The organism is Stenotrophomonas sp. YJH_SMC_119 (assembly GCF_059368315.1).
This window is the reverse complement of record NZ_JCAFRP010000003.1, coordinates 26,634-51,206: the sequence shown is the minus strand read 5'-3', so window position 1 is coordinate 51,206 and position 24,573 is coordinate 26,634. Positions and strand designations below refer to the sequence as shown.

At 67.6% G+C, this 24,573-nt stretch carries 23 protein-coding genes and 1 pseudogene; 8 read left to right on the top strand and 16 right to left on the bottom strand.

Translation table 11 applies throughout. The features are described from left to right. Window positions 1-23: 23 nt before the first annotated feature. The 8 genes and pseudogenes from AC5P6S_RS06210 to AC5P6S_RS06175 all read right to left on the bottom strand — a co-directional run bounded on the left by AC5P6S_RS06210 (window position 24) and on the right by AC5P6S_RS06175 (window position 6,654). Window positions 24-584, bottom strand: a complete 561-nt coding sequence (locus tag AC5P6S_RS06210; RefSeq protein ID WP_099523638.1) for a TetR/AcrR family transcriptional regulator — start codon at window positions 582-584, stop codon at window positions 24-26. Between the two features lie 4 nt (window positions 585-588). Continuing rightward, a pseudogene (locus AC5P6S_RS06205) lies at window positions 589-2,120 on the bottom strand (MFS transporter). Between the two features lie 152 nt (window positions 2,121-2,272). Then, entirely contained in the window at window positions 2,273-3,019 is a 747-nt protein-coding gene (locus AC5P6S_RS06200; protein ID WP_414498347.1) for a hypothetical protein, read from the bottom strand. Further along, complete coding sequence (locus tag AC5P6S_RS06195; protein ID WP_065183953.1) at window positions 3,019-3,639, bottom strand: DUF3299 domain-containing protein; 621 nt, start codon at window positions 3,637-3,639, stop codon at window positions 3,019-3,021. Before AC5P6S_RS06195 ends, AC5P6S_RS06200 begins: the two co-directional genes overlap by 1 nt. Then, entirely contained in the window at window positions 3,629-4,180 is a 552-nt protein-coding gene (locus tag AC5P6S_RS06190; RefSeq protein ID WP_044570292.1) for a DUF3299 domain-containing protein, read from the bottom strand. The genes AC5P6S_RS06195 and AC5P6S_RS06190 overlap by 11 nt, the downstream gene beginning before the upstream one ends. Before the next feature lie 2 nt (window positions 4,181-4,182). Continuing rightward, window positions 4,183-5,436 carry an ABC transporter permease gene (locus AC5P6S_RS06185; protein ID WP_049396101.1) on the bottom strand — a complete coding sequence of 418 codons (1,254 nt, stop codon included), beginning with the start codon at window positions 5,434-5,436 and terminating at the stop codon, window positions 4,183-4,185. After that, a complete protein-coding gene (locus tag AC5P6S_RS06180; protein WP_012480404.1) occupies window positions 5,429-6,124 on the bottom strand; it encodes an ATP-binding cassette domain-containing protein in 696 nt (231 codons plus the stop codon). Before AC5P6S_RS06180 ends, AC5P6S_RS06185 begins: the two co-directional genes overlap by 8 nt. Further along, window positions 6,121-6,654 (bottom strand): ZrgA family zinc uptake protein, encoded by a 534-nt coding sequence (locus AC5P6S_RS06175; protein ID WP_049396100.1) that lies wholly within the window; start codon window positions 6,652-6,654, stop codon window positions 6,121-6,123. Before AC5P6S_RS06175 ends, AC5P6S_RS06180 begins: the two co-directional genes overlap by 4 nt. A gap of 32 nt (window positions 6,655-6,686) precedes the next feature. On the opposite strand from AC5P6S_RS06175, the gene AC5P6S_RS06170 reads away from it, so the two are divergent. Next, window positions 6,687-7,160 carry a MerC domain-containing protein gene (locus AC5P6S_RS06170; RefSeq protein ID WP_044570295.1) on the top strand — a complete coding sequence of 158 codons (474 nt, stop codon included), beginning with the start codon at window positions 6,687-6,689 and terminating at the stop codon, window positions 7,158-7,160. A gap of 279 nt (window positions 7,161-7,439) precedes the next feature. On the opposite strand, the gene AC5P6S_RS06165 is transcribed toward AC5P6S_RS06170, so the two are convergent. Beyond that, window positions 7,440-8,342, bottom strand: coding sequence for a LysR family transcriptional regulator (locus AC5P6S_RS06165; protein WP_005413602.1), 903 nt, complete (start codon window positions 8,340-8,342; stop codon window positions 7,440-7,442). 118 nt (window positions 8,343-8,460) lie between these two features. Here AC5P6S_RS06165 and dkgB point away from each other — a divergent pair, with 118 nt between their 5' ends. From dkgB to AC5P6S_RS06145, 4 genes are read left to right on the top strand one after another with little or no spacing between them, the layout of a single operon-like run. Further along, a complete protein-coding gene (gene dkgB / locus AC5P6S_RS06160) occupies window positions 8,461-9,264 on the top strand; it encodes a 2,5-didehydrogluconate reductase DkgB (RefSeq protein ID WP_099561431.1) in 804 nt (267 codons plus the stop codon). 11 nt (window positions 9,265-9,275) lie between these two features. Then, window positions 9,276-10,223, top strand: coding sequence for a TIGR03571 family LLM class oxidoreductase (locus tag AC5P6S_RS06155; protein WP_062607185.1), 948 nt, complete (start codon window positions 9,276-9,278; stop codon window positions 10,221-10,223). 19 nt (window positions 10,224-10,242) lie between these two features. Then, on the top strand, window positions 10,243-11,181 hold the full coding sequence (locus tag AC5P6S_RS06150) for a cyclase family protein (protein WP_005413604.1): 939 nt from the start codon (window positions 10,243-10,245) through the stop codon (window positions 11,179-11,181). Further along, a complete protein-coding gene (locus tag AC5P6S_RS06145) occupies window positions 11,178-11,501 on the top strand; it encodes a MoaF-related domain-containing protein (RefSeq protein WP_012480409.1) in 324 nt (107 codons plus the stop codon). The genes AC5P6S_RS06150 and AC5P6S_RS06145 overlap by 4 nt, the downstream gene beginning before the upstream one ends. A gap of 19 nt (window positions 11,502-11,520) precedes the next feature. On the opposite strand, the gene AC5P6S_RS06140 is transcribed toward AC5P6S_RS06145, so the two are convergent. Continuing rightward, window positions 11,521-12,474, bottom strand: coding sequence for a LysR family transcriptional regulator (locus tag AC5P6S_RS06140; protein ID WP_495204524.1), 954 nt, complete (start codon window positions 12,472-12,474; stop codon window positions 11,521-11,523). A gap of 105 nt (window positions 12,475-12,579) precedes the next feature. Between AC5P6S_RS06140 and AC5P6S_RS06135 the strand changes: the two genes are divergently transcribed. Continuing rightward, window positions 12,580-13,323 carry an SDR family oxidoreductase gene (locus AC5P6S_RS06135; RefSeq protein ID WP_076740055.1) on the top strand — a complete coding sequence of 248 codons (744 nt, stop codon included), beginning with the start codon at window positions 12,580-12,582 and terminating at the stop codon, window positions 13,321-13,323. A 100-nt stretch (window positions 13,324-13,423) separates the two neighbouring features. Here AC5P6S_RS06135 and AC5P6S_RS06130 read toward each other — a convergent pair whose 3' ends face one another. The 3 genes from AC5P6S_RS06130 to AC5P6S_RS06120 are packed head-to-tail and all read right to left on the bottom strand — an operon-like array spanning window position 13,424 to window position 18,914. Further along, window positions 13,424-16,501, bottom strand: coding sequence for an efflux RND transporter permease subunit (locus tag AC5P6S_RS06130; RefSeq protein ID WP_495204523.1), 3,078 nt, complete (start codon window positions 16,499-16,501; stop codon window positions 13,424-13,426). Further along, on the bottom strand, window positions 16,498-17,670 hold the full coding sequence (locus tag AC5P6S_RS06125; RefSeq protein ID WP_060380258.1) for an efflux RND transporter periplasmic adaptor subunit: 1,173 nt from the start codon (window positions 17,668-17,670) through the stop codon (window positions 16,498-16,500). Before AC5P6S_RS06125 ends, AC5P6S_RS06130 begins: the two co-directional genes overlap by 4 nt. Beyond that, window positions 17,667-18,914 (bottom strand): TolC family protein, encoded by a 1,248-nt coding sequence (locus tag AC5P6S_RS06120; RefSeq protein ID WP_495204522.1) that lies wholly within the window; start codon window positions 18,912-18,914, stop codon window positions 17,667-17,669. Before AC5P6S_RS06120 ends, AC5P6S_RS06125 begins: the two co-directional genes overlap by 4 nt. Window positions 18,915-18,976: 62 nt before the next feature. Here AC5P6S_RS06120 and AC5P6S_RS06115 point away from each other — a divergent pair, with 62 nt between their 5' ends. Beyond that, entirely contained in the window at window positions 18,977-19,651 is a 675-nt protein-coding gene (locus AC5P6S_RS06115; protein ID WP_005413615.1) for a response regulator, read from the top strand. Next, window positions 19,644-21,026 (top strand): sensor histidine kinase, encoded by a 1,383-nt coding sequence (locus AC5P6S_RS06110; protein WP_099561434.1) that lies wholly within the window; start codon window positions 19,644-19,646, stop codon window positions 21,024-21,026. The genes AC5P6S_RS06115 and AC5P6S_RS06110 overlap by 8 nt, the downstream gene beginning before the upstream one ends. A 75-nt stretch (window positions 21,027-21,101) precedes the next feature. Here the strand turns inward: AC5P6S_RS06110 and AC5P6S_RS06105 are convergent, their stop codons facing one another. From AC5P6S_RS06105 to AC5P6S_RS06095, 3 genes are all read right to left on the bottom strand, one after another. Next, complete coding sequence (locus tag AC5P6S_RS06105; RefSeq protein ID WP_012480420.1) at window positions 21,102-23,453, bottom strand: GH92 family glycosyl hydrolase; 2,352 nt, start codon at window positions 23,451-23,453, stop codon at window positions 21,102-21,104. Between the two features lie 96 nt (window positions 23,454-23,549). Continuing rightward, the gene (locus AC5P6S_RS06100) at window positions 23,550-23,873 is read right to left on the bottom strand and encodes a thioredoxin family protein (protein WP_012480421.1); all 324 of its coding nucleotides are present in this window, start codon (window positions 23,871-23,873) and stop codon (window positions 23,550-23,552) included. A 5-nt stretch (window positions 23,874-23,878) separates the two neighbouring features. Beyond that, complete coding sequence (locus AC5P6S_RS06095) at window positions 23,879-24,295, bottom strand: host attachment family protein (protein ID WP_005409854.1); 417 nt, start codon at window positions 24,293-24,295, stop codon at window positions 23,879-23,881. Window positions 24,296-24,573 lie beyond the last annotated feature (278 nt).

Genomic DNA, 24,573 nt, shown 5'->3' with positions numbered 1-24,573 from the left:
ATGTCTGCGCGCCGGCGGGCCGCTCAACTGGAGGTTCCGTCAGACTTCGCCAACAACCCGGCGATGCGCTCGGCAACACGGGCGCGCACGCCTTCGTCCAGCTGGCCTTCGTACATCGCCTCGTAGATCCACAGGCCATCGGCGGCCAGTCGCGCCACGAAATTGTCGAGCGCGGCGCTGTCTTCCGCTGCACCCGCCTCCGGCGGCAGCGGCGCCCAACGCCGCACCGCCGGTCCCCACGGACGCTCATCGGCGTCCGGGTCCGCCGATTCGAGCATGAACATCAGTTCGGCACGGGTGGCACTCTGCGCCGAGACACGCACGAAGGTCTGGTAACGCTCCAGTGCCGTCGCTTCATCCGCGCGCTTGCCCAGCAGCGTTTCCATCGACGTTTCCCAGGCCTGCACCAGGTGCTCGTCGATGCCGCGCAGCAGCGCCTCGCGCGACGGGAAGTGGTACAGCAGGCCGCCGCGGGTCAGCTTGGCCTCGGCCGCCACCGACTCGAAGGTCACCGCACGCACGCCGTCACGATTGATCACGTTGACGGCGGCGTCGAGGATGCGGTCGCGCTTGCTGGTTCTCATCGCTTCATTTTACGCGATCGGCCGCACCCTCGCGGCTGCCAACGCGGCTGCGCAGCAGGCGCGCCAGGATCGTCGCGCCCAGCGCCAACACCGCCGTGATCACCAGCAGCACGATCTGGTAGCCACGGTCATACGCGGCCGCAGCCAGTGCGAACCACTCACCCTGCCCGCTCTCGCGCGCGACATGCAGCGCCTGGGTGAAACCCTCGCGGGCAAGCGCGGGCATGTCTGCCGAGACCGGCAGGAACGCGCTGTACATCGCTGCGCTCAGGCTGCCCAGCATCGCCACCGCCAGCAGGCCGCCGAATTCGTAGGACACCTCTTCGACCGACGAGGCCATGCCTGCGCGGTGTGCCGGCACATTGTTGAGGATGGCGGTGGATGCCACCGAGATGGCCGAACCCATGCCGAAGCCGGTGATGGCCATGCCAGCCACCACCCAGCCAAGGCCGTGCGGAAAGCCGAACGCCACCACGCCGACGCCCAGCGCACCTGCGGCCAGGCCACCACAGTCAGCGGGCGCAGGCCCACCCGGTGCAGGATGCTGCCGCCCAGCAGCGCGCTCGGAAGGCTGCCCAGTGCCGCCACCGAGACCAGCAGGCCCGCCTGCAGCGGCGTGAAGCCTGCAACCAGCTGGAAGCGCTGGGTGGTGACCAGCTGCAGGCCGGCCATCGCGAACAGGGTGAACACCGCCGACAGCGTGCCGGCCAGGAACGCAGGATTGCGGAAGATCGCAAAGTCCAGCAGCGGGTACGGCAGCTGCTGCTGGCGGCGCGCGAACGCCGCACCGCTGATGACGGCCAACAGCAGAGCGCCCGCGCCCAGCGCATACGACGGCGGCGTAGCGATCAGCGACTTGATCGCCAGCACCAGGCCGGACAGCGCCGCCAATGCCAGCACCGAGGACACAAGGTCCCATGGCCGCGAGGTGTCGCGCTGGCCTTCCGGCGCCAACAGCAGCGTGGCCACGAACGCGACCACCACCACCGGCACGTTGATCAGGAACACCGAGCCCCACCAGAAGTGCTGCAGCAGCCAGCCGCCAATGATCGGTCCGAGCGCCGCGCCGACGATGGCCACCGAACCCCAGATCGCGATGGCGATGTTGCGTTCGCGCTCTTCGTGGAAGCTCAGGCCGATCAGCGCCAACGTGGCCGGCATCATCGCTGCGGCACCGACCGCCAGGAACGCGCGTGCGGCAATCAGCTGCGCTGCGGTGTCGGCGAATGCCGCTGCCAGCGACGCGACGCCGAACACCACCAGGCCGATCAGGAACATACGGCGATGGCCGATGCGGTCGCCCAGCGTGCCCGCACCCAGCAGCAGGCCGGCCATCACCAGCGGATAGGCGTTGATGATCCACAGCGCCTGTCCGGCACTGGCCGAGAGTTCCTCGGTCAGCGTCGGCAGTGCGGTGTAGAGCACGGAGTTGTCGAGCGTAACCAGCAGCAGGCCAGCGGCGACGGTAAACAACAGTGCCCAGCGGCGGGCACGCGACAAGGCCGGAGCACCGGCCAAGGGCTGGGACAAAGCCATGGGAGAACCTGGTGGGGGTGGATTACGACCATAACTATACAGGATGTCCTGTACAGTTATGGTCGTCGGAGCCAGCCGATTCAGTTTTTGTAGAGGCAGGCATGCTCGACGGGGCCGCCAGCCAGGCATGGCCTGGCTCTACTGGCAGACGCTCACCGGCAGTCTTCCGGCAGCGCGGCGATGGCCGATACCACGGCCGCCTGCATGCCCTGCCCCACGGCGGCGTCCAGTTCGCCGCCGATGCCCCCATGCTGGCGCCGCAGTTCGTCCTCGCACAGCCCGCGCACGCGCGCACGGGCGTTCGCGCGCAGGCTGCTGCACCGCCAGTCGGTGCCACCCAGCGGCAGCACCGAATACACCACGCTGTTGCAGGCGTTGCCGGCGCGCTGCTGCAACGACAGTCCGCCGAAATCCCGCGGTTCGCTGCTGCGTTGCGGGTCGAAGTAGCTGTCCGGAAACGTGCGTGCGTACTGTTCGATGTCCACGGCCATGCGGCGCCCACCGGCCAACGGCATCTGCAGCGTCTGCCCGCACGGCGTCGCATCGGCGCGATGCTGGATGTACTGGTAGATCGGCCGGTCCAGCGTTGGATCCTGCTGGGTCACCGCGCTGACTGCCGCCAGCACCGGCAGCGATGCACGATTGGCCATGCGCGCCAGCACTCCCGCCTGCGCCGGCTGGCAGCGGTCACGCAATGTTGCCGCGAGCAGGAACAGCACGTCGTTGCGAAACGCGTGGTCGTCACCCAGGCGCTGTTCGATGCGCTGGCTGGCGCCGGACGCAGGTGCCGGAAACGCGACCGCAGGCGGCGCGACGGGTGCGCGCTGCCGCTGCCACCACAGCAGCAGCACCACCCCGCCCAGCAGCACCCCGGCAGCCATGATCCATCGCCTGCGCATCAGTTGCGGATTACCGTCAGCGTGGCTGCCGCGGCATCGTAGGACGCGCTGGCGATGTCCGCGTCGAAACGCTTCACCCGCAGGCGGCCGGCAAGCCGGTACGGATCCCACAGATCGCCCAGCGCGATCGGTGTCGCCAGGGTCACGTGGATGATCTGGTTCGGTGGTGGTGGCGGCACGTGGATGCACGCGCCGTAGAACGGCACGAACAGCAGTTCATCCACCAATCCTGCATCGTTGGTGCCGAGCGGTACCACGTAGCCATCCAGATCCACCGTGCGACCATCGACAGCATCGACCACGCGCGAAGAGCCGAACTGCTTGGCGCGATCCGGGCTGGAATGGTCGATCTCCTGCCCCGGCGGCGTGCCTGAGCCGGTGTCGTCGATCAGCCTGCCCACATCATCCATGCCACCGCGTGACAGGCCGATCTGCGGCGGCGGGCGCTGATAGGTGACCTCGTCGGGCCGCAACGCATCCCAACGGTCGATGGGGGCTTCGGCCGTGGCGGAGGGCGCCGGTTTGTCCTGCGGCGTGACCCCCACCGCATCGCCGCCAGGCGCCGTGCAGCCCGCCAACCACAGGCATCCCAACGCCAGCAACAGGTGACTACGGTTCATACGGCCTCAGCTGTGCGTCACGCATGGTGTAGGCCGAACCGGCCAGATCGTCGTCCAAGCGTTCGGCATGCAAGGTGCCGGCCAGGAAGAACGGCGAATACATGTCAGGCATGTCGATCGGCCGCGGCAGCACCACGTGCACGATCTGGTTCGGCGGCGGTGGTGGCACGTGGATGCAGGCGCCGTAGTACGGCACGAACAGGAATTCGGTCAGCCGCCCGTCCTGCGCGTTGGCCAGTGGTACCACGTAGCCCGGCAGGCGCACCGGCCGCTGCAGTACCGTGTCCACGGTGCGGAAGGTGCCGAACTGCGGCATGCGCCGGTTGCCGTTGTGTTCGACTTCCGGGCCCTCGCCGCGTTCCAGCGCGGCCAGCTCGTCCTTGGGCATCATCTGCAGCCAGTCCAGCTCCTGCTCTGCCGCATCCGCAGCGTCAGCGCGGTCGACAACCGGCGCGGGTGGCAGGGCCTGCACACCGGTATCCACCGGCCGCTCGCAGGCAACCAGGGCCAGTACCATCGGCAGCGACAGCATCCAGCGCATGCTCAGCCTCCCGGTGAAAGGCCATCGGCCAAGGTGCTCCGGTAAGCGAGCAACGCCGGGACCAGCCCAGCCGCCGCACTGATCGCCAGCACGCCTGCCACCCACGCCAGCTCGCGGCCATCCGGCCAGACATGGGTGATCGACAGGCCGAAGGTGGCCAGTACCCAGCCGCGCCCGGCAATGCTGGCGACCACCAGCAGCGACAGGGCCAGCACGCAGGCCACCGCACTGGTCGCCACCGCCTCCACCACCAGCAGGCCAGCGATGTAACCCGGTCGCGCGCCGGTGGCACGCAGGATGGCCATCTCACGCCGCCGCTCCTGCAGGGTCGAGACCAGCAGCGCCACCAGCGAGACCATGCCCAGCAGTACCACCATCGCACTGATCAGCTGCAACGCCCGCTCGGCGGTGCCCAGTGACTGCCACAGCTGCTGCAGGGTCACGCCGGGCAGGATCGCCAGCATCGCCTCGTCCGGATACTCGTTGATCCTGCGCTGTACCGAGAACGTGGCGATGCGCGAATTCAGTCCGAGCATGAAGGCGGTGATGCTGGTCGGAGTCAGGTCCAGGTGGCGCGCCTGCTCGGCGCTGACGCGCTGGCTGCGCAGCTGCACGCCGGATCGCCAGTCGACATGGATCGCTTCGATCGCCGGCAGCGAAACCAGCAGCGACGAATCCACCGGCGTGCCGGTGCGCTGCAGGATGCCGGCAACACGGAATGGCTTGTCGGCATGCGTGGCCAGCGTGACCGCGCCGGTGCCGTGTGCCAGCACGATCTGGTCACCGAGGCCGACCTTCTGCGCGCGCGCCACCTCGGCACCGATCACCACGTCATACAGATCATCGAACGGCCGTCCGTCCGCGAACGCAAGCGCGTGCCCGGCGCCATAGCGGTAGTGCTCGAAATAGCCATCGCTGGTACCGACCACGCGGTAGCCGCGCCACGAATCGCCCAGCGAAAGTGGCACCGCCCACTTCACCTGCGGCAACGCGGACAGCTCCTGGTAGGACTGCCAGGACACGTTGTTGGTCGGGTCACCGATATGGAACACCGAGTACAGCAGCAGGTTCACCGGCCCCGAACGCGCACCGACGATCAGGTCGGTGCCCGACACCGTGCTGGCGAAGCCTTCGTGTGCCTGCGTGCGCACGCGCTCGACGCCCAGCAACAGCACCACGCTGAGGGTGATGACCAGCACGGTCAGGCCCACGCTCAACGCACGGCTGCGCAGGCTGGCCCAGGCAAGCTCAAGCATGGCCGGCACCTGCCTGGTTGATCTGAGACAGGGCAATCGTGCGGTCGAACAACGGCTGCAGGCTGTCGTCATGGCTGACCACCAGCACCGTGGTGCCGGCCGCCTGGCACTGCGCGGACATCAGCTTCAGGAACGCGGTTGCCGCTTCACGGTCAAGCGCCGAGGTGGGCTCATCGGCCAGCAGCAATGCCGGACGACCGATCAGGGCACGTGCTGCCGCCACGCGTTGTTGCTGGCCAACACTGAGCGTACCTGCGCGCCGCTGCATAAGCTCAGGGTTGAGCTGCAGGGCCTGCAGCAGGCGGGCGATCTCGGCATCCAACGGCCCACTGATGCGCGCGCTGCGCAGGCGCGAAAAGCGCAGGCCCAGCGCAATGTTGTCGCGCACGCTGAGGAACGGCAGCAGGTTGAACTGCTGGAAGATCACGCCCAGCTGGTCGGCGCGGAAGCGATCCCGCGCCGCGCCTCCCATGTCCTGCAGCGCCTGGCCGGCCACCTCGACACGGCCCTTGCCAGGCAGCAGCACGCCTGCCAGCAGGCCCAGCAGGGTGCTTTTGCCGCCACCGCTGATTCCCCGCAGCAATACGCTGCTGCCCTGCTCGACCCATAATCGCGGGATGTCCAGCACCCGCTGCATGCCGTAGCCGAACTGCACGTCTTCCAGCGAGATCACCGGTGCCGCGCTCACGGTGCCAGCACCACGCGCAGGCTGTCGGGCGTCAGCACGCTGCGATTCTGGCCGTTGGCGGTTGCGCTGTTGACGATGACTTCGTGCAGACCCGGGAACAGTACGGGCAGGCGCACGACGATGGCGCGCAGCGCGGCAGGTTTGGCACAGTGGTACTGCAGCGTTGCGCTGAAACCTGCGTGACGGTGCTGTCCCGGCGGCGGCGCGGCGGCCGTCGCGTCGAATCCCTCGGCCTTGGCATCGTTGCCTGAAAGGCGGCAGCCTGCGGCGGTGGGCAAGGTGACCCAGCTGCCGCCCTTCAGCACTGTCGTAGCCCGTGTCAGCGCGGCCTGCTCGACTGCATTGGCCGGCGGTCGCTCGTAATCAAGGATGCCGATGCCGGGTGCCTGCAGGGCGAATTCCAGCGTCTGCCGGTCAAGCGCAAGATCGACGGTGGCCTGGCCGTGCACGTGCGGTGCGTGCTGGCGGATGTCATGGGCCTGCGCGGCGCTGGCAGCCAGCAGCAGGAAAAGAGCAGCAGAACGCTTCATGGGGGAGGCTCCAATTGTTACTATGTAACATTATGGACCACATCCCCACGACGCCCGCAAGGGCCCTGGCCCAGCCGCCAACTTCGGCACGCTGGCACCCCCGCTTCGATCTTGCCGGTGCTTGGCTGTCCATGGCCTGCGCCGCCCATTGCATCGCCCTGCCCCTGCTGCTGGCCTTCGTGCCGGCCGCGATGATGGCGCTGCGCTCGTTCCAGCATCCCGGCCATGGCGCGATGACATTGCTGTTGATGATGTCGCGCTGGGAATGGCTGTTCGCGCTGCTGGCCTCGTCGCTGGCCTTGGCGAGTACCTCGGCCGGGGTGCACCGGCACGGGCGCTGGCGGCCGGTGCGGCTGGCCTGCGCCGGCGCCATCCTGCTGCTGTCGGCCTCGCTGTATCTGCCGCTGAAGGAATCGCTGCTCTGGCATGGCGTGGCGACAGCCAGCGGTGGCGTGCTGCTGGCATGCGCGCACATCGGCAACCGGCGCGCGCTGCGCACCCGCTGACACCGGCCGCGGGTCGGCAGCCCTGGGGACCCGGCAGCCGGCCAGCGGCCGGCTCTACCCATCCATGCATGGGCCACGCATCAGGTGATACGCATTTGGTAGTGCCGGCCGCTGGCCGGCAGCCCCAAGGACCCGGCAGCCGGCCAGCGGCCGGCTCTACCCATCCATGCATGGGCCACGCAACAGGTGATACACAGTTGGTAGTACCTGCCGCTGGCCGGCAGCTGCTGTGATCCGGCAGGAGGGGAAAAGCCGGCCAGCGGCCGGCTCTACCGATCTCTATTCGTCAAACGGACGCTGACCGAGCGTCTGCGTCACGTGGTCGACGAAACAGGTGATGCGGGCGGCCAGCGCGGTGTTGCGGTAGTACACCGCGTTGATCGGCTGCCGCACTTCCTGCGTCTGCCTGGCGAACAGTTGCACCAGGCGGCCATCACGCCGGTCCTGGCGGGTCAGGAAATCAGACAGGCAGGCGATGCCCAGCCCGGCTACCGCCATCTGCCGCAGTGTCTCGCCACTGGATGAAGCGATGGCCGGCTCGATCACGAAAGGCCCGCCATCGGCATCCTGCAGCGGCCATTCGTTCAACGAACTGGGCTGGGTGAAGCCCAGCAGGTCGTGCTCACGCAGCTGCTCCACGCGCGTGGGCGTTCCCTGGCGGCGCAGGTATTCGGGGCTGGCCACCACCCGGATGCGGCTGTGGCCGATCGGCCGCGCATGCAGGGTCGAGTCGCGCAGCACGCCAATGCGGAATGCTACGTCGGTGCGCTTCTCGATCAGGTCGGTGATGCCTTCATTGGAATTCAGCTCCAGCTCCACCTGCGGGTAGCGCTCACGGAACCCCTCAAGCAGCGGCACGATCACGTGCAGCATGAACGGCGTGGCGGCGTCCACGCGCAGGCGCCCGACCGGCTGCAGCCGCCGCGCGGCCATCTGTTCCTCGGCCTCGTCCACCGTGGCCAGGATCGTACGCGCGTACTCCAGGAACGCCGCGCCTTCCTCGGTCAGTTCCAGCCGCCGCGTGGTCCGTCGCAGCAGCGTGGTCTGCAGCTTGTCCTCCAGCCGCGCCAGGGTGCGGCTGGTGGCCGAGATGGTCAGTTCCAGCGCCTCGGCCGCCGCCGTGATCGAACCACTGTCGACCACGGCCACGAAGGCCTTCAGCTCATCCAGGGTGGTTTTCATTTTTTACCTCGGCGCAAAAGCGTTTCCCGTATACACGGCTTAATCAACAAATGTAAAGCGCCCACACTTCGCCCTGTCCCGAGCCCACCGGCTCTCAACGAAGTCCCTGGAGTCCATCATGAGCGTTCCTTCCTTTGGCGTCGGCACCTTCCGCCTGACCGGCCAGACCGTCATCGACTCGGTGCGCAACGCCCTCGACGTTGGCTACCGTGCAGTCGATACCGCGCAGATCTATGGCAACGAAGCCGAAGTCGGCCAGGCCATCGCCGAATCCGGCGTCCCGCGCGACCAGCTGTTCCTGACCACCAAGATCTGGGTGGACAACTACGCCGCCGACAAGCTGATCCCGAGCCTGCGCGACAGCCTGGCGAAGCTGCGCACCGACTACGTCGACCTGCTGCTGATCCACTGGCCGGCGCCGGGCAATGGCGTTGAACTGCGCGAGTACATGACCGCGCTGGCCGAAGCCAAGACGCTGGGCCTGACCCGCCAGATCGGTGTGTCCAACTTCAACATCGAGCTGACCCGGCAGGCCATCGAGGTGGTCGGTGCCGCCGAGATCGCCACCAACCAGATCGAACTGAGCCCGTACCTGCAGAACCCGGCACTGACCGCCTTCCTGCAGGACCAGGGCATCACCGTGACCTCCTACATGACCCTGGCCTACGGCAAGGTACTGAAGGATCCGGTGCTGGCCGCCATCGCCGACAAGCACCAGGCCACCGTGGCCCAGGTCGCGCTGGCGTGGGCGCTGCAGCGGGGTTACTCGGTCATTCCGTCCTCGACCAAGCGCGAGAATCTGGCCAGCAACCTGCTCGCCCAGGACCTGCACCTGGATGCCGATGACATGGCCGCGATCGCTGCACTTGACCGCAACGGCCGCGAAGTCGATCCGCCGGGCCTGGCCCCGGCCTGGGACTGAGGAGCCTGGCCATGGGCAGTGCGTTGGCGCGGCTGCAGGCCGGTGGTTTCAGCATCGGCATCGAAGCACCGCTGGACAATGACTGGACGCCGCTGGGCGAACAGGCACGACGCGCCGCGCGACGCCTGCCCGGTGAACCGGACCTACAGCGCCATGCGGAACTGGCACGGTTGGCCGACCGCCTCGGCTTCCGTGCGCTGTGGGTACGCGACGTGCCGGTGTACGACCCGGCCTTCGGCGATGCGGCGCAGGTGTTCGAGGTATTCAGTTACCTCGGCTACCTGGCCGGCATCACCAATGACATCCTGCTGGGCACCGGTGCGGTGGTGCTGCCGATCCGTGAGCCGTTGCTGACCCTGAAGTCGGCGCGCAGCGTGCAGCGGCTGAGCGGCGACCGCCTGTTGCTGGGCGTGGCCAGTGGCGACCGCCCGGTGGAGTACCCGCTGTTCGGTCGCGACTTCGACAGCCGTGGCAGCCGTTTCCGCGAGCAGATCGCATTGCTGCGCGAAGGCGCCGCCGCGCACCTGCCGCAGGGCCTGGTCGTGCTGCCCGCCGATGGCCCGGCCCTGCCGTTGTTCGTGGCCGGCCTGGCCCAACAGCAACCAGCATGGATCGGCCAGCACATGGATGGCTGCCTGGCCTACCCGGGCGCGCCGCAGGACCATGCGCAACGCGTGGCGGCGTGGCGCGCCGTGGCCGGCAACAAGCCGTATGCCAGCTTCATCCACCTGGACCTGGTGGACGATGCCGACGCCCCCCTGCAGCGCTGGCGCTTCGGCCTGCGTGGCGGCCGCATCGCCCTGCTGGCCGAGCTGCACGCCATGCAGGCGGCCGGTGTCGACCACATCGGCCTGCAGTTCCGCCGCAACGAACGGCCGTTGGCCGAAACCTTCCACGAAATCGCCGAGTACGTGCTGCCGCACTTCCCGGCCCATGCCGGCGCCACCGCGACGGCCTGACAGTTACCGGAGCTTTGCCATGAAGATGAAGACCCTGGCCGCGCTTGCGCTGGCCACCCTGCCGCTGTCCTTCCAGGCCACCGCCGAGGAGTGGTATCCCTCTGCCTACGGCGCCAACGACGAGATCGGCGCGGCCAACCTGCTCACCGCTGACGTGGTCAAGCACGCGGTCTCGCTGGTCAGGACCGGCAAGACCTATCCGCTGGCGGTGCCGGTGGACAAGAACCTGCCCGCGTTCCGCCACCGCAGCTTCCGCCTGTACAACGTGCAGGTCGGCCAGCAGGCCGGCAAGTCGCTGGGCCCCAACAAGTTCACCTTCAACGATGAACTGGTGAACGCCTGGACCGGCGTTGGCACCCAGCTCAACGGCATCGGCCATATCGGCATCGACAACGTCTACTACAACGGCAACAAGGCCGCCGACTTCGTCACCGTGGACGGTGTGCGCAAGCTCGGCGTCGAGAAGGTACCGCCGATGGTCACCCGCGGCGTCGTGCTGGACATGACCGCGTACTACGGCAAGGCGATCGTGCCCGGCGGCACCGAGTTCACCGTGGCCGACATCCAGGCCGTGCTGAAGAAGCAGGGACTGAGCCTGCGCAAGGGCGACGTGGTGCTGTTCAACACCGGTTGGCTGGAACTGATCGGCAAGGACAACACGCAGTTCCTGGAAGTGGAGCCGGGTATCGGCATGGAGGCCGCGAAGTGGCTGGCCGACCAGGGCATCGTCGCCTTCGGTGGCGACACCTGGGCCTCGGAGGTTTACCCGAACCCGAACGGTGCCGAGGAGTTCCCGATCAACCAGTACATGCTGGCCAAGCGCGGCATCTACAACCTGGAGCTGATCGACAGCCGTGCCCTGGTGCGCGACAAGGCCTGGGAATTCCTGTTCGTGCTCGGCCAGCCCCTCTACGTCGGCTCGACCCAGGTCAACATCAATCCGGTGGCGATCCGATGAACACAGCTCCCGCCTTGCCGTTGTTCGCCGGCCGCCGCTTCCGCGTCAGCTATGACGGCCTGGCCGCCGACAATGTCTACAGCGCCGATGGCCGCCACGTGCAGTACGCCATCCTCTCCGGCGCCTATGCCGGTGCGCAGGGCGAAGCCGCCTGCGAGTGGCAACAGATCAGCGAAGGGGTCTATGCCCTTTCGTGGCAGGAAGCCGATGGCGCAACGGTCGTGCATGTCGATGACTTCGTCGGCGGGCGTTCGCTGGCCTGGTTCACCGCCACCGATGGCAGTTTCCATCGCATGCAGGGGCCGTTGGCAGCACTGTGATGCCGGCCAGCGGCCGGCGCTACCCCCTGCGGCCGGACAGCTTCGCGTGCCGCTCCGGTAGTGCCGGCCGCTGGCCGGCAACCCCGGTCTGCTCGAACACCCCGGCCACCCAGTCGATGAACACCCGCAAGCGTGGCGACGGCGTGCGGTTGCGCGGGCAGACCAGGCTCAACGGGCTTGCCGTCGGCGGCGTCTCAGGCAACAGCTCGACCAGCTGCCCGCGCGCGATATACGGGTCCATCCGGTAGCGCGGTGCCTGGATGATGCCCAGGCCCGCCAACGCGGCCCCAAGGAATGCATCCGCGCCGGAAACACGCACCCGCGCCGGCAGCGGCACGTAACGCACCTGTCCCGCCTGCTGGAACTCCAGAGGGATCAGCTGGCCGGTGGCGCTGGAGCGATAGCCGACCATCTGATGACCTTGCTCCAGCGAGTCAATGGTATCGGGCAGGCCGTGCGCCTGCACATAACCCGGAGCGGCCACCGTGACCTCGCGCAGCATCGTCAACCGGCGCGCCGCCAGATCGCTGTCGGCCAGCGTCCCCACCCGCAACGCCGCATCCACGCCTTCGCGCAGCAGGTCGACATAGCGGTCGCCTTCACTGACGTCCAGTTCGATCTCCGGGTAGCGCTGCAGGAATTCCGGCAAATGCGGAAACAGCAGGTGCCGGCCCAGCGTGCCATGCACTTCAATGCGCAACGGACCGCGTGGCGGCGCGTCACGGAACGCGGCCTCGGCATCGTCCATGTCGGCGATCAGACGCAGGCAACGGCCATAGAAGGCCTCGCCTTCCAGCGTCGGCACCACCAGCCGGGTGGTCCGGTGCAGCAGGCGCACGCCCAGACGCTGTTCCAGCGACTTGATCGCGTCGGTCACCGTGGCCCGCGGCAGGCCCAGGTCCTCGGAGGCCCGGGTGAAGCTGCGGCGCTCAACGATGCGGACGAAGGCGCGCATGGCCGTGAAACGATCCATTGTTCGGCTGTCCGGATGATGTTGACGGATTATGCAGGATTATCCGAAAAGGCAATATCGCGAAGATGGCCCTGCGCCACTCCGGCGCGCCCGCTGGAACCGACCATGACCCTCTCCCCCGCCCGCTCTGTCGCCCTGGTCACCGGCGGCTCCCGTGGCATCGGCGCCGCCATCTCCCGCCGCCTGGCCGCCGATGGCCACGCGCTCGCGATCAACTATGCGGGGCGCCGCGACGACGCCGAAGCTTTGGCGGCCGAGCTCAGCGCAGCCGGCACGCAGGCCATCGCGCTGCAGGCCGATGTCGCCGATCCTCAGGCGGTGCGGCAGCTGTTCGATGCCATCGAGGCGCGCTTCGGCGGTATCGACGTAGTGGTGAACAGTGCCGGCGTGCTGCAGTTGGCGCCGCTGGCCGATACCGACGACGCCCTGTTCGAGCGGGTGATCGGCATCAACCTCAAGGGCGCCTTCAACGTGCTGCGCGAGAGCGCGCGACGGGTGCGCGACGGTGGCCGGCTGATCACCCTGTCCACCAGCGTGGTCGGCATCAGACTGGAGAACTACAGCGTGTATGCCGCCAGCAAGGCGGCGGTGGAGACGATGGGCGCGATCCTCAGCAAGGAGCTGCGCGGGCGCAACATCAGCGTGAATGCAGTGGCGCCCGGCCCGACCGCCACCGACCTGTTCCTGGACGGAAAGTCGCCGGAACTGATCGAGCGGCTGGCGAAGATGAACCCTCTGGAGCGGCTGGGTACGCCAGAGGACATCGCCGGTGCGGTGGGGTTCCTGGCCGGTGCCGATGGCGGATGGATCAACGGCCAGGTGCTGCGCGCCAATGGCGGGATGGTGTAGTTCGCGGCCGTCGCACACCGGTAGTCGCCCACCTTGGTGGGCGCTTCGCCGTGTGCCAACCAAGGTTGGCCTCTACCGGGCGGAGAACCAGATATCGCCGTCAGCCCGTGCGTGCCTCGCGGCGGCGATGCACCCAGTAGTACAGCGTGGGCAGTACAAGCAGGGTCAGCAGCATCGCCGACAGCAGGCCACCGATCACCACCACCGCCAGCGGCTTCTGGGTCTCGGCGCCAATGGCATGCGAGGTCGCCATCGGCAGCAGGCCGAACATCGCCAGCAGTGCGGTCATCAGCACCGTGCGCAGGCGTTGCAGCGAGCCCTGCACCACCGACTGCAGCAAGTCCATGCCCTGCTCGCGCAGCTGGGCAAATCGACTGAGCATCACCACCCCGTTCAGGACCGCCTGCCCGAACAATGCAATGAAACCGATCGCCGCAGACACCGACAGGGGGATGCCGGTCAACCACAGGGCGAGGATGCCGCCAATCATCGCCAGTGGCACGTTGGCCAGGATCAGCGCCGCACTGCTGATGTCCTTGAAGGCATCGAACAGCAGCACGAAGATGATCAGCACCGACAGCGGGATCACCCAGCCCAGCCGCTTCATCGCACGCTGCTGGTTCTCGAACTCCCCGGACCATTCCAGCCGGTAGCCTTCCGGCAACTGCACGCTGGCGTCCACGCGCTTGCGCATGTCGGCCACCACGCTGCCCATGTCACGCCCGGCGATGAAGATGCTCACCGCCTTGACCCGCTGTGCGTTCTCGCGCGAGATGTTGATCGCGCCGCTGGCCATGCGGAAGTCGGCCACCTCGGACAACGTCACCGTGTGGCCATCGCCGATGCCGACCGGCACCGTGCGCAGCCGCTGCAGGTCACGGTCGGCATCGTCCAGGCGCAGCGTGATCGGAAACCTGCGGTCACCCTCCCACAGCTCGCCGACCTGGCGCCCGCCCAGTGCGGTCTCGATCACCTCGTCGATGTCGCGCACGTTCAGGCCATAGCGTGCAGCACGCTCGCGGTCAATCTCTATCTGCAGCTGCGGCAATGAGCCGTCACGGTCGATGAAGGCACTCTCTACGCCCTCCACGCTACGCACCTGGCCCAGGATCGCCTGCGCCTGCTGGTTCAACACGTCCAGATCCGAGCCACTGACCTTGATCACCACCTGGCCCTTGATCTGCGAGATGCTCTCCAGGATGTTGTCGCGCACCGGCTGCGAGATCGAGAACTCCGGCCCTGGAATGCGCTGCTCCAGCGTGCGCTGCAGGTCGCTGACCAGCTGCCGCTTGTCCACGCCCTTCGGCCATTCCTTCTCCGGCTTCAACGCCACCAGCGCCTCGATCTGGTTCGCGCCCTTGGCATCGGAGCCGTCTTCCGGGCGCCCCAGTTTGGCCACCACCGTCGATACCTGCGGGAACGTGCCGACCAGCTCACGGATGCGCCGCGACTGCTGCTGCGCCTCGGCCAGGCTGGTGCTGGGGTCAAGCGTGGCGGTCAGCCAGATCGAGCCCTCGTCCAGCTCGGGCAGGAACTCCGAACCCAGCCGCGTGCCCAGCGCCAGCGTACCGACCAGTAGCGCAACCGCGGTCAGTACCACCGCACGCGGGCGGGCCAGAGCGCGCTCCAGGATCGGCCGGTACCAGCCGGTCAGGCGGTCCATCAGCGGATTGCCGTCGCGCATGCGGTCGCGCCGCAGCCACCAGTAGCAGAACAACGGCACCACGGTCAGCGCCAGGATCAAGGCACCGATCAACGCCGAGGTCACCGAATAAGCCATCGGCGCGAACATGCGGCCCTCCTGGCGCTGCAGGGTGAAGATCGGAATGTGTGCGGCGATGATGATCAGCATCGAGAAAAACGTCGGCCGCCCCACTTCCGATGCGGCTGAAAGAATGGTCGAGAACCGTGTCTTCCGGTCGGCCGCAGGGGGCAGCTTCGACAATCGCGAGACGATGTGCTCGGTCACGATCACCGCGCCATCGATGATGATGCCGAAGTCCATCGCACCCAACGACAGCAGGTTGGCCGGCACGCCCCACAGGTGCAGGCCGAGGAAGGTCGACAGCAGCGCAAGCGGCATCATCGCCGCCACGATCAGTGCGGCGCGGGCGTTGTACAGGAACAGCCACAGCACCAGGAACACCAGCACCGCGCCTTCCAGCAGGTTGCTGAAGACGGTTTTCAGCGTGGTCGAGACCAGCCACGAGCGGTCGTAGAACGGCTCGATGCTGACCCCGTGCGGCAGCTGGTTGGCCTCGATCTCGGCGATGCGCGCATGCAGGGCGTCGAGCACGTCGGACGGATTCTCGCCCTTGCGCATCAGCACCATGCCGAACACCGCATCGTCATTGCCGTCCTGGCCGACCAGGCCCTGCCGGGGCAGGCCGGTGTCGGCGATGCCGGCCAGGTCGCGCACCAGGATCGGCGTGCCCCCGCGCTGCTCCACGACCACGTTGCCGATGTCGGCGGGCGAACGCATCAGGCCCACGCCGCGGATCAGGAACTGCTGCTGGCCGCGCTCCACATAGCCGCCGCCTGCATTGGAGCTGCCCTTCTCCAGCGCTTCGGCGAATTCACCGAGGCTGATGCCGCGGTCACGCAGCTTGTCCAGGTCCGGCTTGACCTGGAAAGTACGCGCGAAGCCGCCGAAGCTGATCACATCGGCCACCCCGGGTACGGTGCGCAGACTGCGCTCCATCGTCCATTCCTGCACGGTGCGCAGCTGGGTTGGCGTCATGTGCGGGCCTTTCAGCACATAGCGGTAGATCTCACCTACCGCCGAGCTCATCGCCTCCAGTTCCGGGGTCACCCCTTCCGGCAGCTCCACCCCCTGCAGGCGCTCCAGCACCTGCTGGCGCGCGAAATAGTCGTCGGCCTTGTCGTCGAAGGTCAGGATGATCATCGACAGGCCGAACTGGGTATGCGAGAACACCCGCACCGAATGCGGAATGCCGGACAAGGCCACTTCCAGCGGCATCGTAACTTCGCGTTCCACCTCTTCGGCGGCCCGGCCGGGGTGCAGCGACACCACCGTCACCTGGGTATCGGACACATCCGGAAAGGCCTCCACCGGCAGCACGCGGAACGCGGCAATGCCAGCGCCGATGAACAACAGCAGCGCCAGCATCACCATCAGCGGCTGGCGCAGGCAATAGGCAATCAGGCGATCGATCATGGGGCCGCGTGCCCCGTGCCGGTGCTGGCGGCGGCTGGCGCGCTGTCGACCAGCTGCTGCAACAGCAGGCCGCCCTCGACCACCACCCTGCTGCCCGCAGCCAGCCCTTCACGCACCCACAGGCGGCCATCGCCCAGTTCCTCGGCATGCACGGCATGGCGCACGTAGCGTCCCTTGTCCTCCTCCACGAACACCACCTGCTTGCCGTCGATCAGCAGCACGGCCGCATCGGGCAGCGAGACACCGCCCTCGGCCGGCAACGCCACCTGGGCGCGCACGTACTGCCCCGCCTTGAAGCCGCGTGCGCGGTTGTCCAGCTCCGCGCGCGCCTGCACCACGCGCCGTTCGCTGTCGACGAAGTCATCCACGTGCTGCAGGGTCGCCTGCAGCAGTTGGCCATCGGCACCAGGTACGCTCGCCTGCATGCCCGCCTTCATGCGTCCGGCCAGGCTCTCGGGAACATCCAGCAGCAACCACAGGCGGTCCGGATCGCCAATCACCGCCAATGGCTGTTCGCTGTCCGGGCTGACCGACATGCCCGGGCTCATCCGCCGCTCCACCAGCACGCCATCAATGGGCGCGCGCAGCGGCAGGCGCTGGTCGACGCGCTGGCCGTTGCCATATGCCTTGGCGAAGGCGGTTGCACGCGCATGATCGGCCTGGCTGCCGGCGAAGTTGGCCTCGGCCTCGTCCAGTTCGCGGCCCGACGCCACACCCACCGCATGCAGCTCGCGGATGCGCTCCAGCTCCTTGCGCGCCTGCTGCAGCACGGCGCGGCCACGCACGCCCTCCGCCTGGGCCTGGCCGAACTCGGGCGAGGTGATCCAGGCAATCACTTGGCCGGCCTTCACTTTCTGGCCCGGCTGCACCTCGATGCGCGCCACCTGCCCCGGCAACGGCGTGCGCAGTGCACTGGAACGGGTCTCGTCCCAGACCACCCGGCCCGGCAGCTGCAGGCTGGCGCTGGCGCCGGCGGTCACCGCCTCGCTGCGCAGCACGTCCAGCTGGCGACTGCCGGCAGGAAACTGGATCTGGCCGGCACTGATCTGCGGCGCATCCTCGGTGTAGGACGCCGGCTCACGGCCGCAGCCGCCCAGCAGGGCCAGCGCCAGCAAGGCCGGCAGCACGCCGTGTCGCGCCCGCGGGCGATGGGCGACGGGGGACTTCATCGGGACTCTCCTTCAGCAACGGATGTGGCCGCTTCCCAGCGCGCCAGGGCAATGGCATGGTCGGCGCGCGCCTCGATCAGCGCGGCCTCGAAGTCGCGCCAACTGCGGCGCGCATCCAGCAGATCGGTCAGGCTGGCGGCGCCGCGCCGGTACGCCAGTTCGATGCCCTGCACCGCCTTGCGTGCGGCGTCGGACTGCAGTCCCTCATAGTCGCTGCGGCGCTGTGCGGCGGACTGCGCGCTGGCCTGCAGCTGGTCCAGCTCGGCGCGTGCTTCGCGCTGCAGTACCTGCAGCTCCAGCGCGGCGCTGTCACGGTCGGCCTCGGCACGCTGGATCGCGCCGCGTGCACGTGACGGGCCGCCGAGCGGAATGGTCAATGACACACCCCAGGTGACGCCGCTGATGTCGGTCGGCTCGCGCTCGGCCTCCACACCCAGCTGGATGTCGCGATGGCGCTCACTGCGCGCCAGTGCCACACCGGCGTCGGCCGCGGCCAGGCGCGAACGTGCCGCGCGCAGATCGGCACGCTGCTGCGGGTCGAACGCACGCGTATCGACCCTGCCCGCGGGGTCTGGCCACGGATCATCGGCGCTGAGGTCGTGGCTGTCGTCGCGGCCGAGCAGCAGCCCCAGCGCATGCCGTGCATCGCGCAGATCCAGGGCCGCCTCGCGCGCCGCGTCGGCTACGGCGAGATCGTCCACCGCCAGCCGCGCGCGATCCACCGGTGCCATCGCCCCTGTCGCGACCTGCCTGTCCGCCGCCGCCATCTGCTCGGCCGAACTCTGGCGGTTGGCCTCGGCAATCTGCGCCCGCTCCTGCGCGCCCTTCAGGCCGAAATAGGTTTCATGCAGCGCCACTTGCTGGCGGCGCCGGGTATCGAGCATCTCCAGCCCGGCCACTTCCAGCAGCGCGTCGGCCTGGCGGATGCGCAGTGCGCGCTTGCCACCACGTTCCCAGGTCAAGCCCAGGCCCACGGTGCTGTCCACCCGCTTGTCCTGCCAGCGCCCAGGGCCGATACCATGCTTGGGGCTGATCTTGCTGGTGCCGATCGACAGCTCGGTGGCCGGGCGCAATGCCGCCGTCTGCGCATCGCCCTGCACACCGCGCAGCTCCAGTGCGGCCGCGCGCAGGTCCGGGTTGTGTGCTTCCATTGCGCGCTGCGCTTCCTGCAGGGACAGCGCCGAAGCCGCAGGCGCGCACAGAAGCGTGGCCAGCACAGCCGCAAGACGAGAGGAGAAATTCATGCACGTCACGGTAAGGTGATGCACTTGCGCCAAACTTGCCCCAACCTTGCACGAAGCTTGCAATGCGAATCCTGCTGATCGAAGACGACGCCGCTCTGGCCGATGGACTGATCCGCGCCCTGCAGGGTGCCGGTCATCTGTGCGACCACCTCTCGCGTGGACTGCACGCGCCGGCGGCATTGGCCAGCGCACCGTATGACGTGATGGTGCTGGACCTTTCATTGCCCGACGTCGATGGCCTGGACCTGCTCTCGCGCCTGCGCAACGACGGCGCCACCCTGCCGGTGCTGATCCTGACCGCACGCGATGGTGTGGAGGACCGCATCCTCGGCCTCGACCGCGGTGGCGACGATTACCTGGCCAAGCCGTTCGCACTCGGTGAGCTGGAAGCCCGCCTGCGTGCACTGTCGCGCCGCCGCAGCGATGCACCGGCGCAGAAGCGATTGGGCCGGTTGTGCTTCGACAGCATCCGCAATGAAGTGCAGGTTGAAGGCCAGCGCATCGAGTTGACCGCGCGCGAGCTGTCGCTGGTCGAGGCACTGATGCAGCATCCCGGCCGCACGGTTACCAAGCAGCGCTTGTTCGATGCGCTGTACAGCTGGGACCACGAGGCCAACCTGTCGGTGATCGAGGTGCATGTCAGCCGCCTGCGCCGCAAACTGGAACAGGCGCGCGCCGGCGTCGGCATCCGCATGCTGCGTGGGCTTGGATACCGGCTGGAGGCCGTGGGTGACTGAGCGCGTGCACAGCCTGCGTGGCCTGCTGCTCAGGCGCCTGTGGCTGCCGCTGCTGGTGCTGCTGCTGTGCAGCGCAGTGGGTTCATTTGCGCTGGCCCGGTTCTATGCCGGCCAGGTCTACGACCGCTGGCTGCTGGATTCAGCGATGTCGTTGTCCGAACTGGTGACGGTGCAGGATGGTCGCGCTTCGATCGAGATCACCCCAGCCGTCTCGCGCATGTTCAGCTGGGACACCGCCGACGAAGTGCATGGCGAGGTGGTCGATGCCGAGGGTGGGCGTCTGTATGGCGACCTGCCCGAAGCCCTGCCCCGCCCCGCAATCGCAGCGGGAAATGATGACGACGCCATCTACTACGATGCACGTGTGCGTGGTCAGGCCGTGCGCATGGTCGAGGTGGTGGTCAGCGCCGGACCGGGCCATGACATCCGGCTGCGCGTGGCTGAGACGCTTCGCAAACGCCACCGGCTGGAGCGCAAGCTGCTGCTGACCAGCGTTCCCTTCCAGGCCGCGATCCTGGCACTGGCGGCGTGGCTGGCCTGGTCCGGTACAGGCGCTGCCGCTCGCCATGCCAACCTGGTTGCGCGGAAGCTGGCCAGCCCGCGGCCGGATCCGTTGGCACCGTTGGACCCCGCGCAGGAGGCGCCGCGCGAACTGTGGCCGGCGGTAGAGGCCTACAACGCGCTGCTGCAGCGTCTGGATGCGATGCAGGATGCGCAGCGGCGCTTTGTCAGCAATGCCGCGCACCAGCTGCGCACACCGCTGGCAGCGATGCAGGTGGAGCTGGAGAGTTCATTGCGCCAGCACGACCCGCAGGCCCAGCAGCTGGCGCTGTCCGGCACGCTGGCCGGGCTGGCCCGCTTGCAGCATCTGGTCAACCAGCTGCTGATGCTCAGCCGCTCGGAAGATCCGCATGGCAGCGCACTGCCACTGCAACCGATGGACCTGGCTGCGTTGGCACGCGGGGTGGTGGAGCGCTACGCCGACCGTGCGTTGGCGGCGGGCGTTGACCTGGGCTACGAGGGGCCAGACGACGGCGTGCAGGTGCAGGGCGATCCGCAGCTGCTGCGCGAAGCGTTGGGCAACCTGCTGGACAACGCGCTGCGCTACGGTGCCGTGCCCGGCGTAATCACCCTCGGCGTTCGGCAGGAGGCCGAAGGCGTGCAGGCATGGGTTGACGATGACGGCGCCGGCATTGCCGAAGCCGAACGCACGCGCGTCACGGAACGCTTCTACCGGGCCAGCAGCGAAGGCGATGGCTGCGGGCTGGGGTTGGCGATTGTGGCCGAGATCGCGCAGCGACATGGCGCGATCCTGATGATTGATACCGCCCCGATCGGTGGCGCGCGGGTGGGGTTGCGGTTCCGTTTCCGCTGACCTCCCGCGTGCCAACCAAGGTTGGCACCTACCAGGTGCGGGGCAATGGCGGCGGCAGGACGGCGCCGCCCCGCATCACCGGCTCATCGAGTACGGCGCCTGCGCGCCCTGCCCCGGCCAGTCCTTGTTCGGCTCGGCCTGCATGCTGAAGCGCAGCTCGCCACCGGCCAGGATCTCGTCGTGGCGCAGGAAGGTGCGCTGCAGCGGCTTGCCGTTGAGGCTCACGCTGCCCACATAGGTGTGCCTGTCATCCAGGCCATCGGCCACGATGGTGAACGTCTTGCCGTTGGGCAGGCGCATCGCGGTCTTCGGCAGGAACGGGCGACCCAGGATGTACTCGCCCGAGCCCGGTGCCACCGGGTAGAAGCCCAGCGCGGTGAACACATACCACGCCGACATCTGGCCGACGTCATCGTTGCCGGCCAGGCCATCCGGACGGTCGGCGTACTGGGTGTCCATGATCTGCTTCAGGCGCGCCTGGGTGCGCCACGGCTGGCCAGCGTACGAGTACAGGTAGGCCACATGGTGGCTGGGTTCGTTGCCATGTGCGTACCAGCCGATCAGCCCGGTGATGTCTTCCATGTGCTCGAAGATGGACGGATCCACCTTGGCGTTGAACACCTCGTCCAAGCGCGCGAGCAGCTTGTCGCTGCCACCGTGCGCTGCCGCCAGCCCGGCCACGTCCTGCGGCACATACCAGGAATACTGCCAAGCGTTGCCCTCGGTGTAGTCGGTTCCGTAGCCGCTGGCGCTGGGGTCGAACGGGGTGCGGAAACTGCCGTCGCGCTTGCGTGCGCGCATGAAGCCGGTGTCCTTGTCGAACGCATTGCGCCAGTTGGCCGCGCGCTTGTCGAAGGTCGCCGCGATATCGCCCTTGCCCATCGCCTGCGCCATGCGTGCGATGGTCCAGTCATCGAAGGCGTATTCCAGCGTCTTGCTGGCCGCTTCACCTTCCTCGTCGATCGGTACGTAGCCCAGCTCGCGGTACTGTGCGATACCGTCATAGGGGCCGTAATTGGCGGTCTCGACCATCGCCTTCAGCGCCTTGTCGGCGTCGAAGCCACGAATGCCCTTCACGTAGGCGTCGGCGATCACCGGCACGGCGTGGTAGCCGATCATGCACCAGTCTTCCAGGCCATGGAACGACCACACCGGCAGCATGCCGTAGGGGCTGTGCTCATGGTGGGCCAGCATCGAATTGACGAAGTCGCTGTTGCGCTTCTCCGGCTGCACCAGGGTCAGCAACGGGTGCAACGCACGGTAGGTATCCCACAGCGAGAAAGTCGAATAATTCGTGAAACCATCGGCCTTGTGCACGGCATTGTCCGAACCGCGATACTGGCCATCGGCATCCATGAACAGCGTCGGCCCCAACAGTGTGTGGTACAGCGCGGTATAGGCGCTGCGGCGAGCGTGCTCGGGTGCATCGATGTCGAGCACCGACAGCGCCTGCGTCCATTCCTGTTTCGCCTGCGCACGCACGCGGTCGAAATCGAAGTCGGCCACTTCCGCGTCGAGGTTGGCAATGGCGCCGGCCTCGCTGACCGGCGAGATGGCAACCTTGACCACCAGCGGTGCGTCCAGCTTGCCGAATGCGAAGGTACCGACCAGCTGACGGCCCTCGATCTGTGCGCGCTGGGACGGATCCTTCTCGCCCGGCGGCGGGAAGCCCTTGTAGACGATGTCCTGCTCGGTGTTGTGCAGCTCATGCCCGGCCAGCGGGCGCGAGAAGCGCATCGCGAAATACAGCTGGCGGCCCGGCGCCCAGCCGCGCGTCTCGCGGAAGCCGGTCACCGTGCCGTCGGCACGCACCCGCACCCGCGACCACAGCACCTTGCCCGGGTAGTCGTACATGCTGGTGCGCATGTCCAGCAGCACCTTGGCGTCGGTGCCCTTGGGGAACGCATAGCGATGCACGCCCACGCGGGTACTGGTGGTCAGCTCGGCACGCACCTTGTAATCGTCCAACGTGACCGCGTAGTAGCCCGGCTCCGCTTTCTCGTCATCATGGCGGAAGCGGGAGGCATAGCCGCTGCGCGGCTTCTCGGGATCGCCACGCTCCAGGCCGGGACTGCCGGTGAACGGCATCAGCAGGATGTCGCCCAGATCGGAATGGCCAGTGCCGGAAAAATGGGTGTGCGAGAAGCCGACGATGCTGCTGTCGTCGTAGCGGTAGCCGGCCGCCCAGCCGTAGGCCTTCTCGCGCGGCTGGATACGCGTATCCGGGCTGAGCTGGACCATGCCGAACGGTACCGTCGCACCCGGATAGGTGTGACCTTCGCCACCGGTGCCGATGAACGGGTCCACCGATGCGTAGGCCTTGTCGGCGGCGGTTCTGGCAGGCGCGGCCGAAGCCAGGCCGGAAGCGAGCATCGCCGTGGCGGCGACAGCGATCAGGAGACGACGGTCCAGCGTGGGCATCGGCATTTGGATCGATTCAGGTGATAGCCGGATGCTAGCACCGGGCCTGTCACGCCGCATGCTGCAGTGCGACTGCCCCGCGTGCTGCGCCCGGTTCACTCCTCAATCGGGAAGCGCGCCCTGCAATGACATGAGGTCCGCGCTGTCCAGCGGCCTCACTACCCGCGCGACCTCGTCTCCATCGTGCAGCAGCACCACCGTCGGCCACAGCTTCACTTTGAACGCTCGGCCCAGGGGCCTGCCCTTGCCATCCTCGATCTTCCAGTGCGGCAGATCGTTCGCTTCGACAAAGGCCTGCAACGCGGGCTGCGCGGCCTGGCAGTGGCCACACCAGGGCGCGCCAAACTCGAGAAGCAGCCAGCCGACCTGCGCCTCCACATCCAAGCGGTCGGGCTCCGCCGACAGGTGATCGCGCATGAATGGCATCCGCGCTACGCCGCCAGCGCCTTCTGGATATCCGCCAACGGCGCGTTGGTCAGGTCCTTGGCGATGTCGCCCAGCAGGCGGGCCTGGGTTTCCTTGTGCAGCAGCGGACGGATGCGTCCCAGCGTGGTCGGATCAGCGATCAACACCAGGTGTGCATAGCGGTTCTTCAACGCATCCTCATTGAGCTGTTCCGCCACCTGCTTGGCGAACGTCGCCTCGTTGAGCTGGGATACCGACATGTCCTTCGGCACTGCACCCGCAGGCCCCTGCCCGGATACACCCTGCTCGCTGATGTCCTGCAGGCGCAGTTCGCCTTCCTGCTTCAAGGCCAGCTGGTGATCGCTGCCGACATTGGTGAATACACGGGCCGAACCGCCATCGGCGACAACCACAAGCGTACCTTCGGGAATGCGACGGGTCATGCGATGCTCCTTCTCTGTTGCGTTCGCCCACAACGTAGAGGGCGGCATGTGAGCAGCACGACCAGATTCCGTTCAACGCACGTCATCATTGCTTTGCAGATGAACAGGCATGATGGAACACAGCGTGCAGACAACTGCGCTTCGCTGCACGCTCACGCGCGTGCCGTTATGATGAACGGATGATCGACACGACCCACTACGTGACGGGCGCACCTGTTACGTGGAAAGCACTGCCGACCGGCGCTCCGCTTGCCACGCATGTTCCTGCTCCGCCCATC

Coding starts and splice junctions, on each gene's coding strand:
- AC5P6S_RS06195 (WP_065183953.1), bottom strand. CDS start 3,639: ATGAACCGTAGTCACCTGTTGCTGGCGTTGGGATGCCTGTGGTTGGCG.
- AC5P6S_RS06125 (WP_060380258.1), bottom strand. CDS start 17,670: ATGAAGTCCCCCGTCGCCCATCGCCCGCGGGCGCGACACGGCGTGCTG.
- AC5P6S_RS06185 (WP_049396101.1), bottom strand. CDS start 5,436: ATGCTTGAGCTTGCCTGGGCCAGCCTGCGCAGCCGTGCGTTGAGCGTG.
- AC5P6S_RS06095 (WP_005409854.1), bottom strand. CDS start 24,295: ATGACCCGTCGCATTCCCGAAGGTACGCTTGTGGTTGTCGCCGATGGC.
- AC5P6S_RS06210 (WP_099523638.1), bottom strand. CDS start 584: ATGAGAACCAGCAAGCGCGACCGCATCCTCGACGCCGCCGTCAACGTG.
- dkgB (WP_099561431.1), top strand. CDS start 8,461: ATGAGCGTTCCTTCCTTTGGCGTCGGCACCTTCCGCCTGACCGGCCAG.
- AC5P6S_RS06100 (WP_012480421.1), bottom strand. CDS start 23,873: ATGCCATTCATGCGCGATCACCTGTCGGCGGAGCCCGACCGCTTGGAT.
- AC5P6S_RS06140 (WP_495204524.1), bottom strand. CDS start 12,474: ATGGATCGTTTCACGGCCATGCGCGCCTTCGTCCGCATCGTTGAGCGC.
- AC5P6S_RS06130 (WP_495204523.1), bottom strand. CDS start 16,501: ATGATCGATCGCCTGATTGCCTATTGCCTGCGCCAGCCGCTGATGGTG.
- AC5P6S_RS06175 (WP_049396100.1), bottom strand. CDS start 6,654: ATGAAGCGTTCTGCTGCTCTTTTCCTGCTGCTGGCTGCCAGCGCCGCG.
- AC5P6S_RS06170 (WP_044570295.1), top strand. CDS start 6,687: ATGGACCACATCCCCACGACGCCCGCAAGGGCCCTGGCCCAGCCGCCA.
- AC5P6S_RS06145 (WP_012480409.1), top strand. CDS start 11,178: ATGAACACAGCTCCCGCCTTGCCGTTGTTCGCCGGCCGCCGCTTCCGC.
- AC5P6S_RS06150 (WP_005413604.1), top strand. CDS start 10,243: ATGAAGATGAAGACCCTGGCCGCGCTTGCGCTGGCCACCCTGCCGCTG.
- AC5P6S_RS06200 (WP_414498347.1), bottom strand. CDS start 3,019: ATGCGCAGGCGATGGATCATGGCTGCCGGGGTGCTGCTGGGCGGGGTG.
- AC5P6S_RS06115 (WP_005413615.1), top strand. CDS start 18,977: ATGCGAATCCTGCTGATCGAAGACGACGCCGCTCTGGCCGATGGACTG.
- AC5P6S_RS06190 (WP_044570292.1), bottom strand. CDS start 4,180: ATGCGCTGGATGCTGTCGCTGCCGATGGTACTGGCCCTGGTTGCCTGC.
- AC5P6S_RS06135 (WP_076740055.1), top strand. CDS start 12,580: ATGACCCTCTCCCCCGCCCGCTCTGTCGCCCTGGTCACCGGCGGCTCC.
- AC5P6S_RS06120 (WP_495204522.1), bottom strand. CDS start 18,914: ATGAATTTCTCCTCTCGTCTTGCGGCTGTGCTGGCCACGCTTCTGTGC.
- AC5P6S_RS06155 (WP_062607185.1), top strand. CDS start 9,276: ATGGGCAGTGCGTTGGCGCGGCTGCAGGCCGGTGGTTTCAGCATCGGC.
- AC5P6S_RS06165 (WP_005413602.1), bottom strand. CDS start 8,342: ATGAAAACCACCCTGGATGAGCTGAAGGCCTTCGTGGCCGTGGTCGAC.
- AC5P6S_RS06105 (WP_012480420.1), bottom strand. CDS start 23,453: ATGCCGATGCCCACGCTGGACCGTCGTCTCCTGATCGCTGTCGCCGCC.